Source organism: Myxococcus sp. AB025B (genome assembly GCF_006518215.1).
GTDB lineage: Bacteria > Myxococcota > Myxococcia > Myxococcales > Myxococcaceae > Myxococcus > Myxococcus fulvus.
Window position 1 is genome coordinate 1 of record NZ_SRLW01000287.1, and the last position, 12,450, is coordinate 12,450.

The 12,450-nt window shown below is 71.1% G+C and carries 8 protein-coding genes; 4 read left to right on the forward strand and 4 right to left on the reverse strand.

The window, feature by feature from the left end; genetic code table 11:
- From FL311_RS34105 to FL311_RS34115, 3 genes are all read left to right on the forward strand, one after another.
- On the forward strand, positions 1–2,541 hold a 2,541-nt coding region (locus FL311_RS34105; RefSeq protein ID WP_141331873.1), incomplete at its 5' end, for an SbcC/MukB-like Walker B domain-containing protein.
- A gap of 37 nt (positions 2,542–2,578) precedes the next feature.
- On the forward strand, positions 2,579–3,337 hold the full coding sequence (locus tag FL311_RS34110) for a hypothetical protein (protein WP_141331874.1): 759 nt from the start codon (positions 2,579–2,581) through the stop codon (positions 3,335–3,337).
- Positions 3,337–4,149 (forward strand): hypothetical protein, encoded by an 813-nt coding sequence (locus tag FL311_RS34115; protein WP_141331875.1) that lies wholly within the window; start codon positions 3,337–3,339, stop codon positions 4,147–4,149. Before FL311_RS34110 ends, FL311_RS34115 begins: the two co-directional genes overlap by 1 nt.
- A 15-nt stretch (positions 4,150–4,164) precedes the next feature.
- On the opposite strand, the gene FL311_RS34120 is transcribed toward FL311_RS34115, so the two are convergent.
- Both FL311_RS34120 and FL311_RS34125 read right to left on the reverse strand, forming a co-directional pair.
- The gene (locus FL311_RS34120) at positions 4,165–5,097 is read right to left on the reverse strand and encodes a serine/threonine-protein kinase (protein WP_141331876.1); all 933 of its coding nucleotides are present in this window, start codon (positions 5,095–5,097) and stop codon (positions 4,165–4,167) included.
- 3 nt (positions 5,098–5,100) lie between these two features.
- Complete coding sequence (locus FL311_RS34125) at positions 5,101–5,892, reverse strand: TIGR02266 family protein (protein ID WP_141331877.1); 792 nt, start codon at positions 5,890–5,892, stop codon at positions 5,101–5,103.
- 218 nt (positions 5,893–6,110) lie between these two features.
- Here FL311_RS34125 and cglD point away from each other — a divergent pair, with 218 nt between their 5' ends.
- Entirely contained in the window at positions 6,111–9,491 is a 3,381-nt protein-coding gene (gene cglD, locus FL311_RS34130; RefSeq protein WP_141331880.1) for an adventurous gliding motility lipoprotein CglD, read from the forward strand.
- A gap of 143 nt (positions 9,492–9,634) precedes the next feature.
- On the opposite strand, the gene FL311_RS34135 is transcribed toward cglD, so the two are convergent.
- Positions 9,635–11,389 (reverse strand): M14 family zinc carboxypeptidase, encoded by a 1,755-nt coding sequence (locus FL311_RS34135; RefSeq protein ID WP_141331878.1) that lies wholly within the window; start codon positions 11,387–11,389, stop codon positions 9,635–9,637.
- A gap of 31 nt (positions 11,390–11,420) precedes the next feature.
- Positions 11,421–12,356: an MBL fold metallo-hydrolase gene (locus FL311_RS34140; protein ID WP_141331879.1), complete on the reverse strand. Its 936-nt coding sequence runs from the start codon at positions 12,354–12,356 to the stop codon at positions 11,421–11,423.
- Positions 12,357–12,450: the final 94 nt, after the last annotated feature.

Below are 12,450 nucleotides of genomic sequence, written 5' to 3' on the forward strand. Positions count from 1 at the left end.
TGGTTGGTGGAGAAGGCCCACTGGGAGGCGTTGGCGAAGGAGTGGCCTCGCTGGCAGCGGGAGCTGGAGCGGTACGAGGTGGCGCTGGGGGAGGGGAGCGCGGCGCGGACGCAGGTGGAGACGCAGCGCGCGGAGGTGGAGCGGCTGCGGGAGTCCACGCGACTGAGGACGCGGGAGCGGGACGCGGCGGCGGAGGCCGAGGCGCGGGCGCAGGCGGCGGCGACGCATGCCGAGGCCGCGTTGGGAGAGGGCACGGCCGTGGAGCGGCGCGTGCTGCGCGAGTCGCTGCTGGCGAGGCGGGAGGCGCTGCGGGCGCTGGAGTCGGCGCGACAGGGTTTGTGCTCGGCGGAGTCGGAGGCTCGACGGGCGGAGCAGGAGGCGGTGGCGGCGCGTGGGGAGGTGGAGGCCGCGTCGGTGGAGGTGCGTCGGGCGGCGGAGCGTCGGCTGGAGGGCGACGCGGCGCTGAAGGAGGCGCGGCGGGCGCTGTCGGTGGCGCAGGCCACGCAGGGCCATGCGGCGCAGCGGGCGCTCTTGCGCGAGGGCGAGGCGTGTCCGCTGTGTGGCGCGACGGAGCATCCGTATCGGCACGAGCTGCCGGCGCTCGACGGGTTGGTGGCGCAGTCAGCCGCGCGCGTGGAGACGCTGGAGTCCGAGCAGGCCGAGTGCTCGCGAGCGGAGGTTGCGGCGAGCGCGAAGCAGGCCGAGGCGCGGGCGCGGAGGTCCCAGTCCGAGTCGCGGCGTGACAGCGCGAAGGCCCAGTGCGTGGAGCACGGCGCGGCCTGGGGACGCGGTCGTGAGCAGTGGCTGCGTGTGGAGCCATTGCGCGATGGGGCTCCGGTTGAAGCATCGTCGTCCACCGAGCCGGCCAGTGTGGGGATGCCTCCGGAGGCCGGAGCCTCGGTCGAGGCCGGGACCTGGCTGGAGTCCACGGTCGCGCGAGTCCAGGCGCGGCTCGCTGCCTTGAAGTCGGAGGAGGAGGCCGCGGAAGGCCTGGAGCGTGCGGCGCGAGAGGCCCGCGCGGCGCTCGAGACGCAGCGCTCGCGTCGCGAGGTCGCCGTCGAGGCGCTTCGCCGCGCGGAAGAGGCCCACACGCGAGCGGAGAGCGCGCTGCGCGAGGGGTTGGCGCGAGTCGAGGCCGCCGACGTGGTGGTGCGTCAGGTGCTCGCGGACGTGGGGCCCATCTTCGCGTCCGACGTGGGATGGGAGGGGAAGCTGGAGGCGGCGCCCGCGGACTTCCGCCAGAAGTGCGGCAAGCGCGTCTCCATGTGGAAGGAGCGGGAGAAGCTCGTCGAGGACGCGAAGGCCCTCGAGAAGCAGGAGCAGGAGCAGCGGGCGCGCGCGCAGGGACAGCTGGAGGCGAGCACCCGGCGCGCCGAGGACGACGCGGCCCGGGCGGCGCTCAAGGAGCAGGCGCGCGTGGACGCGACCCGGGCCCGCGCGGCGCTGCTCGGAGGCCGTCCGACGCAGGAGGTCCGCGCGGAGCTGCGAGCGAAGCTGGACACCGCGATGGCGGCGTACGAGCAGGCACGGGTGACGGCCGAGTCCTCACGGCAAGCGGAGAGCGTCACCCTGGCGCGCCTGGAGGACGCCGTGCGCAGCCTCGCGAGCGCACTGGACGCGCGCGAGGTCGCGCGGATGGAACTCGAGCGGAGGCTGTCGGCGCAGGGCCTCTCGTTGGACGTGGTGAAGGCGCTGCTCGCGCACGACGCGGCCTGGTGCGAGGCGGAGGCCCGGGCGCTGTCCGTGCTTCGCGAGGCCCAGGCGCAGGCCCGCGCGGTGCGCGACGAGCGGCGGGAGCGTCACACGGCCCACGAGCAGGGTGGACCGCCGAGCCTGTCGGAGGAGGAGGCCTCCACGGCGCGGGCGCAGCTGCACGACGACGTGGAGGTCCGTCGTCGGGCGGAGGCGATGTTGCGCGCGAAGTTGGAGGCGGACGACGCGGCGCGGGCGCGTCACGGCAGCGAGGCGCAGGCGTTGGCGGAGCTTCGGCGGGCGGGCGAGGTGTGGAAGGTGTTGGGAGACCTCATCGGCTCGCATGACGGCAAGCGCTTCAAGGTCTTCGCGCAGAGCCTGACGCTGGACGCGTTGTTGCTCCACGCCAACGCGCATCTTCAGGAGCTGGCGCGGCGGTATCGCCTGATGCGGGTACCGGGGCACGACCTGGACCTTCAGGTGGTGGACGGGGACATGGGCGACGAGGTGCGCGGCGTGGCGAGCCTGTCTGGAGGCGAGAGCTTCCTCGTGTCACTGGCGCTCGCGTTGGGGCTGGCCTCCTTGTCGTCGGAGACGACGCAGGTGGAGACGCTCTTCATCGACGAGGGCTTCGGGACGTTGGACCCGGAGACGCTGGAGGTGGCGCTGGCGACGTTGGACGCGCTCCAGGCGACGGGCCGACAGGTGGGCATCATCTCCCACGTCTCGGGGCTGGCCGAGCGCATCGGCGTCCAGGTGCGCGTGGTGAAGCAGGGCGGCGGCCGCAGCCGACTGGTGGTGGAGGGTGACCTGGGGATTCCGTTCGCCGAGGTGCGCCGACTCGCGTGATTCCTGGTGGTGGGCTGTTTCCATGGGGGTGGGGCAGATGCGCGAGTCGAAAGACCTCCTCGGGGATGCCGGCGTCGAGGTGTGCTTCGAGACCGTCACGGGCGGCATGCATGTCGCCCATGTCGAAGTGGAGCACACCAGCGGGGCGGACTATTTCAAGGACCCGCTCGGCCGTCCCTGGGTGCGCAAGGTCGACATGGGCTGGCAGGAACTGCTGGCGGAGCTCGTCGGCTGGTACCTGGGCAACGCGCTGGGGGTTCCGCAGCCTCACGGGGCTTTCTTCAAGGGCCCGGGCGCCGAGGTAGGGTGGCTCAGCGCGCTGATTTCCTCGCCGCTGCACTGGAATGGTGCGCACGCGCACTTCGTCAAGAACCTGGAAGGACTCGGGGCCATGCTCACACTCGATGCGCTCATCCACAACCATGACCGCCATGCAAAGAACATCCTCCTGACCTCGATGGGGGATGAGCTGGACGTCTGGGCGTGGGCCATCGACGCTGGGGCTTCGCTGGTGGGCTATCCCCAGGACTTCTCCGATGCGGGCCTGTCGATTCCGGAAAAGCCCAATCTGGCCCGGGGCCTTCCTGTAGGGCTGCTGGAGGTTGGCGCCTACAAGGCCGCGAAGAGGGCAGCCGAGCTGGCGGGCTCCGTCATGTTGCGGCAATGCGTCCAGCAAAGCTGCATGCTTGTCGGGGAGTCGGGCAGCGACCTACTGTTCTCGGCGCTCTCCAGGCGCATGGAGCAGGCCACACAGCTCGTCGAGCGCTACATCCAGGTGGTTGGAGCAATCCGGTGATGACTCGCATCCGTCTCGTACATTACGTGCCGGACCCATTCTCGGGGGCGAAGGTCACCATTGGTGCGCTCGTGGAGAGCGGAGCCCGGGTGGAGTTCGCGCGCTCCCCGTGGCTGCCCGCGCCCGGCTGTATCGGCGGACGCAAGGCGCACTTCGCGATGCTGGCCATCCTCGATGCGCTGGCCAGCCCCACGCGCTTCGACCTCCCCTCGGGAGAGGTCAGCCCGCTGGCCCGGCTCGGAGAGGAGCTTCTGCTGCCCCAGGAGGTGACGAATCCTCGCGCCTGGGTGGAGAAGCATCTGCTCCCCCAGAAGCCCGCGAGCGAGGCTGATGCCCGGGAGACCGTGCCACGAGGACCTCACCGGGACACGCTGGGGCAACGCTTCCTCGAGCAGTGGCAGGTGGGCCAGTTCGTCCAGCGGCGCTACTCACCCAGCTTCCTGCCGAGTACGCATGCGAAAGCGGCCCAGGAGATTTCGCAGTTCGTCGAGGGGCGACAGGAACTGCTGTTGATGGAGCCCATCGTCGGGACTCGCTCGCAGCTCGAAGAGGACCTGCGAGACATCAGCCAGGAGTTCCTCGCCTTCCGCGAGCTGTTCCGGAGCGCGAACCTGGACAAGCGCCCCCTGTTCATCGCCTACGTGATGACGCGAGGCCATCAGGCCGCTGTTGGCGCCGCGGAGCAGGTGCTGTCGAAGGCCGCGGACTGGGTCATCAACGTGGATGACGCCGCCCAGCGTGAGCGCTTCCTCAAGCGAATCGTCGACGTGGGACGCTCGGGGACGCCACAGGGAACGCTGCCCTTGCAGTAACCGGGCGTTGAGCCCTCAAGTCCCCGGGCCCATGAGGCCGCGCACCACGGCGGCCACGGCCAGGGGCGTGGCCACGCGGTCATCCGTCAGCGAGGACAGTGCCCGCGCGAACTGCTCGGCGGAGCCGAAGCGCTGCGCGGGGTGGGGCGCCAGCGCCCGGTCCAGCACCAACGCGAGCGCGTCCGACACCTCCGGCACATGCAACCGCACGGGCTTCACCCGCGCGCCCCGGATGGCGGACTCCACTTCCTCTCCCGGCCCGGAGGGGAAGGGCGACTCCAACGACAAGAGCTCGTACAGCAACACCGCCGTCGCCCACAGGTCCACCGCCACGGACACCTCGCCCGCGAGCAGCTCCGGCGAGCGGTAGTGCTGCTTGCCCAGCCGCCGGGCGTCCAGCGTCATCCCCGCCCGCGAGCGCGCCACGCCGAAGTCCGCCAGCTTCACCTCACCGGTCCGCGACAGCAGCACGTTGTGCGGCGACACGTCACAGTGCACCACGCCCAGCGGACGCCCCGTGGTGCTCGTCGCCTGGTGCGCATGCGCCAGCGCCTCCAACACCTGCCGGACGATGAGCACCGAGATGTCGATGGGCAGCTCGATGCGCCGCTTGCGGCACTGCGCCAGCACCCGCCCCAGGTCCGGCCCCTCCACCAGCTCCAGCGCCAGATAGCCGCCGTCGCGAAGCTCCCCGTACTCGACGAAGCCGACGATGTGCGGATGGCGCAGGCACCTGGCGAGCTCCGCCTCGTGGAGCAGCTGCTCGTGCGCCTCGTCGTCATGCGCGCGCTCGGGACGCACGCGCTTGAGGGCCACCTGCTCCCCCACGCGCGGCCCCTCCTTCACCCGCGCCAGGAACACCTCCGCCATCCCGCCGCGCCCCAGGCGCGACAGCAGCTCGAAGCGACCACAGTCGCGCGGCCAGTGCTCTTCTCCCCCCACGTCCATGCCCTATCCCGCTCCGCCCACCAGGCTCGCCAGATAGCCGTCGAGCGTCCGCGAGAAGGTGGCGTCGTCACTCAGGAACGCGAGCCCCACGCCGCCGTTGTACGGGTCATCCACCACGTGCACCACCACCGCCTCGCCCTGCAGGTGCTCGCCGTTGGGCAACGTCACGTCCACCGTGACGACGCTGTCGGGAGGCGGTCGGTGCGCGGTGCGCACGAACAGCCCGCCGTTGGAGATGTTCAGCGCATGCTCACGCACGAAGTCCAGCTCCGTGCGGAACGCCAGCTCCAGCCGCACCGCGAAGCGCCGCCCCCGCCGCTGCGGACTCCCCGGCGGCGCCGCGGGCACCTTGCGCGGGTCCTCCTCCGACGTCGCGACGGGCGCGGGCCCGGCGGGCGCCACGGGCCCGGCGGTGGGCTCCGGCCGCGTCGCCAGCGTGCTCACATGCTGCGCCAGCGTGCGCGCCGCCAGGGCGCGCTCGTCGCCTCCGAACGTGCGCCCCTTCGCGAAGGTGGTGTTGCGGAACGCATCCCGCTCCGCCTTGGGCAGACGCCACAACTCCACGAACGTCCCGCCGCTCTTCTTCACCTCGTCCGCGAGCTGCTCGACGGACGCGCGCGGATAGCCCGGCGCCTCCACCTTCAGCTCCACGCCGGCCTGCTCCGCCTGCATCGCCACGACGAGCTGCATCGATTGCGCGGTAGGCAACAACCTGCCCAAGCCCTCCACCACCGCCGCCGCGAGCTCCGGCGAGGCCCTTCCATTCCACAACGCCGCGAGACCGAAGACAGGCACGAAAGAGACGATAACCGACGCCTCCCAGGGCGCGAACACTGTTCGCAAACAGTCATGCGGCAATCCGTCCATGACGGTGAACAGAGAGCATACGAAGAGCGACGGTAAACTCGTACGCAGGGGAATAGACGCTGACCCGAGGGCCCGACTCTTCATAGACTTCGGATTCCCCCTGGCTCATCCAATACCCCCCGGAGTCAGGGCCCTGGAGTCGAATGATGCGCAAGCCCCTCACCCGGCTCATCGCCTGCGTGCTCGTGTCAGCTTCGTTGCTGGCCGGCTGCGGTGGATCTGACCCCGACCCCAACCCTCCCGGCAATACAGACGATGGCGGGACGAACAACCCGGACAGTGGCACGGATGCGGGCCCGCCGCCGCCGGAGGACGCGGGCGTCGAGCCGGACCCGGACCCGGACCCGGGTCGTGTGCCCACGGATGTGAACGACACGAAGAACCCGAACAAGGATTCCGACTGCGACGGCCTGACGGACGCGGAGGAGTTCGCCAACGTCTATCCCGGTGGGTTGAAGACGGACCCGGGCCTGCGTGACACCGACGGCGACGGAATCCGTGACGGCGTCGAGGTCGGCCGCACCAGCAGCGTTGATCCCAACTGCTCCTTCCGCGCGGACCTGGACCCGGACTCGCGCACCTCCCCCGTGAAGGCGGACACGGACGGCGACGGAATCCCGGACGGCCTGGAGGACACCAACCGCAATGGTCGCCGCGACCCGGGTGAGACGGACCCCAACGCCATCGACTCGGACGGCGACGGCCTCCCCGACGGCGTGGAGGACGCGAACAAGAGCGGCACGGTGAGCCCTGGCGAAACGGACCCGCGCAAGCGCGACACCGACGGCGACGGCCTGCAGGACGGGCTGGAAATCCAGATGGGCACCGACCCGCTCAAGCCCGACACGGACGGCGACTCGTGCGCGGACGGCGACGAGGACCGCAACCGCAACGGCGTGGTGGACCCCGGTGAGACGGACCCGAAGGTGCGCGACTGCGCCGCCTCCATCCCCGACGCGGACTTCGACGGCATCCCGGACTCGGTGGAGACGGCCACCGGCACGGACCCGAACAAGGCGGACACGGACGGTGACGGCCTGCCGGACGGCGTCGAGGACGAGAACAAGAACGGCAAGGTGGACGCGAACGAGACCGACCCGCGCCTGACGGACACGGACTGCGACGGTCTGCAGGACGGCCAGGGTCGCGACGGCTTCCTCGGCGAGGACGCCAACGGCAACGGCAAGGTGGACGGCAACGAGACCGACCCCACCAACCCGGACACGGACGGCGACGGTCTGCGCGACGGCCTGGAGCGCGGCGTGACGACGGCCAACGCGCCCCGCAAGGACTGCGGCTACTCCGGCGACGCGCAGCCCTCCAGCACGACGAACCCGAACAACCCCGACTCGGACGGTGACGGCATCGCCGACGGCGCCGAGGACGCGAACCAGAACGGCCAGGTGGACCCGGGCGAGCTGGACCCGAACAACCCGGCGGACGGCGCGCCCAACACCCCCGCGGGCCAGGCGTGCCGCGCGTCGAACCTGCGCCCGGTGACCTTCAAGGAGGAGAACGGCGCGGACATCCGGCTCGCGCTGCCGGCCACCTTCAAGGACGCCAACCTCACCAACATCACCGTGGCGGGCTCCACGGTGGGCGTCATCGGCTGGGACGACACCCGGCAGGTGACGGTGATTGCGTACAAGCGCGGCCAGGCGGGCGGCTCCACCACGCCCACGGGCGACGAGGCCGCCATCCGCGGCGCGTCGTTCAACACCGCGGCGCGCGAGGTGTCGCAGACGTTCACCACCTGGGACGGCTACGCCGCGCTGTCGGCGCGCTACACCCTGGCGGGCACGCAGGACCTGAAGGCCCTCACCAACACGCTGGTGCGCTCGATGGTGCCCAACAGCACGGGCTCGCTCGCGGGCACCGCGGGCATCACCGGTCCGTTCACCCTTCAGGGCCAGTACGTCCACCGCTCCAACGACAGCGTGCTGGTGGTGCTCGCCATCACCCCCACGTCCCGCTACAACGAGGCCGGCAGCCTGTTCACGCTGACGGACACGGCGGGTGGCTCGTCGCTGGCGCAGTTCGGTGACGCGGACGCGGTGCAGTGCGAGCTGTTCACCACGCGCGCGGCGGTGGTGGACTTCATCTTCGTGGTGGACGACTCCGGCTCCATGGCCAGCAGCCAGCAGTCGCTGGCGAACGCGGCCACCGCCGTGGCGAACAAGCTGGGCAACTCCACGCTGGACTGGCGTCTGGCCATGGTGACCACCAGCTACACCTCCACGAATACCAACCACACCAACCGCAACGTGGTGCGCGGCTTCACCACCAACGTCAACCAGTTCCGCGCGTGGCTGACGGAGAACAGCGCGTGCTCCGGTGGCGCGTGCACCGTCGTCACCGAGGCCACGACCTGCTCGAGCAACCTGGACTGCTGGGTGCGCACCAACGGCAACGGTGACGAGAAGGCGATGGACGCGGCGCGCGCCGCCATCAACGGGCCCATGGCGCCGTCGTCCACCAGCTCCGAGCCGGCGCGCATCCGCGCGGGCGCCAAGGTGGTGGTCGTCATCCTGACGGACACGCACGACTACTCGACCGACTCCATCGCCACGTTCGAGCAGTACTTCAAGGGCACGGGCACCACGCCGGCCACGAAGAACCCGCTGGGTCAGACCATCCAGGTCCACGGCATCATCTGCCCGCCGGAGCTGGCCACCAGCGACACCTCCACCTGGTGTCACGTGCAGGAGGACCCGCGCAACCCGAAGCACCTGGACATCATCCAGGCGACGGGCGGCGTGGTGGGCTCCATCCGCAACGCGGGCTCCATCACCACGACCATCAACGGCATCGTGGACAGCGTCATCGCGTCGGTGGGGCACCGCACGCAGCAGCCGCCCATCGGCGCCTCGGTGAAGGTGTCCGTGGGCGCGGTGGCCAACCCCGCCACGTGCCCCACGCCGGCGGACCTGCCGCGCAGCCGCACCCACGGCTTCGACGTGGACGGCATCAACCGCACGCTGTCGTTCTTCGGTGGCTGCCGCCCGCAGGCGGACAACACCCAGGCCGCGGTGTCCTACCGCTACTGGAGCGACCGCACGACGAACCCCAACGGCGTGCCGCCTCCGTGCCGCAATGACCCGTACTACGACGCGACCGAGGCCGACTACTGCGACGGCAAGCTGTCGTGCAACCGCACCACGGACAAGTGCGAGTGCCCGTCGGACTGCGGCGGTGGCGGCGCCTCGGGCCAGGTCTGCAACACGGACCCGGCGGTGTGCTCCTTCACGTGCGCGCCGGACTGCGGTGGCACGTGCGGCACCTACGAGTCGTGCAACACGGCGACGTGCAGCTGCTCGTGCGTCCAGACGGCCACGTGCGCGGCGGGCTACAAGTTCGACCCGAACGTGTGCGCCTGCGCGTGTGACACGTCGACGCTGAACTGCGGCCCCACCGCGCAGCCGGACGCGGCGTCCTGCTCGTGCGCGTGCAAGCCGGACTGCGGCGGCTGCCCGTCGAACACGGTGTGCAACCCGAGCCTCTGCGCCTGCGAGGGCGTCATCGGCTGATGCAGCCCCTCCGCGCGTCGGCCCCTCGTCGTGAGGCGGGGGCCGGCGTGGGAGGCGGCCCGCTCCCGGGGTGACTCGGGAGCGGGGCCGAAGCAAGTACCGCGGCCCCGGTGGCGCTCACGTGCCGCCGGGGCCGTCGTGTCTCAGCGCGAGGCCGCGGGCGCGGCGGCGGTGCGCACCACGGGGTAGACGCGCAGCCGCGTGTCGCGGGCGGGGTGGCGCTCGTAGAAGAAGCGCAGGCGGGCGCGCGGGTCCTTGGCGAAGGCCGGGTCCTTGAGCTTCGCGTCCCACTCGGCCTTCACGGCGGCGTCCCTGGCCAGCAGCTCGCGGGCGAAGGGCTCCAGCACGTAGTCCTCGATGTACTCCTTCTGCTCGAAGTGGGGGTTGAAGAAGCCCCACGCGAGCAGCGAGTCGGAGCCCGAGGGCTCGAACAGGTGCGCCACCAGCTCCACGCCGGGCTGGGCGCTTGGCACGTACAGCGAGCCCGCGGGGAGCTCGCGCGACTGCTTCTCCCACGCGCCCTTGACCGACAGCGTCTGGCGTCCCTCGTTGGACTGCGCGCCCCACTTCAGCTCGGTGGCGCGGAAGACCTCCACGTCGGTGGCGGGTGCGGCGCGCGTGAGGCGCTGGAAGGTGAGGCCGTGGGTGGTGAGCTTCTCGGCGACCCAGGCCGCGTGGGCCGGGGGCACCACGTAGCCCCCCGTGGGCATGGCCACGGTGAGCGCGGGCTCCACGGTGTCGAAGTAGGGCACGTTCCACACCTGCGGCTTCGTGTCGTCGTAGCGAATCCACGTCTGGCCGGAGACCTCGGACGGCCCGCGCTCGTAGGCGTAGCCCTTGAACGGGAGGACGCGGCTCTTCTTCGTGCTCTTCCACGCGAGCACCACGTCGCGCACCTTGCCGGCCTGGGCCTCGGCGTCGGCGGCCTTCACGGCGGCGAGCAGCGAGGCGCCGTCACGGGAGACCAGGCGCAACAGCCCCGCGACGACGTCCCGCGTGGCCTTCACGCGCACGGCGTAGGGCTTCCACGAGTGGGTCTCCACCAGCACGCCGAAGCGGTGGTGCGCGGCGGCGTAGGCGTGGCTGAAGCGCGGCGTGGGGACGCCGTAGGCGAAGCCGGAGGCCGGGTCGTCGTCCTCGAGGAAGGACGGGTAGAACTCGAGCGGCTGGTGGCCCTCCTTCTCCAGCTCCTGGAAGAGCTCCTCGCGCAGCTTCACACCCAGGGTGCGCAGGGCCTGGGGCCCCGACTGCTGCGGCTCGATGCCGACGGAGACGTCGGGCTGGAACTTGGCGCCGTCGGTGACGTGCAGGTCCGCGTACACGAGCGCGTCCCACGTGTGGAGGTAGCGCAGCAGGGCCACCATCTCCGGGGCCTCGGCCTTGACGTAGTCGCGGTTGAGGTTGAGGTTCGACGCGGTGGCGCGCCAGCCCATCTCCTCGGGGCCCACCTGGTTGGGGCGGTGGTTGGGGGCGAAGCGCTCGTGGCCGTCCACGTTGAAGACGGGGACGAAGACAGCGGTGACGCCCTTGAGCACGCCGGGCAGCGTCTTGCCGGACAGGATGTCGCGCAGCAGCGCGAAGCCCGCGTCCTTGCCGTCGATTTCGCCCGCGTGGATGCCGCCCTGGAAGAAGACGACGGGGCGGTTCTTCTTCTTGTTCGCGGCGGGGGTGAGGGTGCCGTCGGCGCTGGCGACGAGCGCGAGCATGGGCCTGCCCTCGGGCGTGGTGCCGAAGGTGTCGCAGCGCACCTTGCCGGGGAAGGCCTTGGGGAAGGCGCGGCAGAGCGCCTCCACCTCGGAGTAGCGGCCGGTGCGGACCCAGCCGCTCTGCTCGGACACGGTGGTGAGGGGTGGCGGCGCCTGGGTGAGCGCCAGGGACAGGGCGGTGGCGAGGAGCATGGGCTTTCCACAGCACAGGCTCCGGTGTGATTCAACCGGCGCGCACGGTGAGCGTTCCTCCCACTGGCAACACGTGCAGGTCCTCGCGCGGCCAGCCCCGGCGGTTCCACTCGGTGTCCAGGCGGCGGGGCGGCTCGTCGAGCGGCTCATCGGTGAGCTTGAAGGTGCCCCAGTGCATCGCGAGGAAGCGCCTGGCGCCGAGTGCTTCGTACGCGCGCGCCGCGTCCTCGGGGTTCATGTGCTGGCGGCTCATGAACCACTCCGGGTCGTACGCGCCGATGGGCAAGAGCGCGGCGTCGAGCCCGGGGAAGCGCTGGCCGATGTCGGCGAAGCCGTCGAACCAGGCGGTGTCGCCCGAGTGGTAGACGCGGGCCGTGGAGCCCTCCACGACGAAGCCGCCCCAGAGCATCTGGTTGGCGTCGTTGAGGCCGCGGCGGCTCCAGTGCTGGGAGGGGACGAAGTGCACGGTGACGGGTCCCACCTTCGTGGACTGCCACCAGTTCAGCTCGGTGACGCCCAGGCGCGTGCCCTTGAAGACGGGCGCATGGCCCAGGCCGGTGACGATGGGCGCGCCCACGTCGACGAGGGTGGGCAGGTCCAGGTGGTCGTAGTGGTTGTGGGAGACGAGGCTTGTGGCGATGGGCGGCAGCTGGTCGATGGGGACGCCGGGCGGGACGTTGCGGCGGATGACCACGTTGATGGCGTCGCGCAGCACGGGGTCGATGAGGAGCGACAGGCCGTCCAGCTGGACGAGCCAGCTGGCGTGGCCCAGCCAGGTCAGTCGCGCGCCTTCACCGGGAGCTGGGGGCGTGTGGAGCAGGGCGAGGTCCGGCTCCACGCGAGGCACGGGGGCGTGGTCGGGCGACTTGCGACGACGGCCGGCGAGCTTGTCGGCGACTGCCCACTTGAAGACGGTGCCGAACGGCTGGGGGCCGCTGCCATCCAGGTTCTTGAAGCGCGTCGTCATTCGGAAGGAACTCCTCGGGAGCGGGCGCGGGTGGCGCCCCTGTGGGCTCTCATGCTCGCGGGCCGGTGGGGGCGCAAGGGGAATGACATGGGGG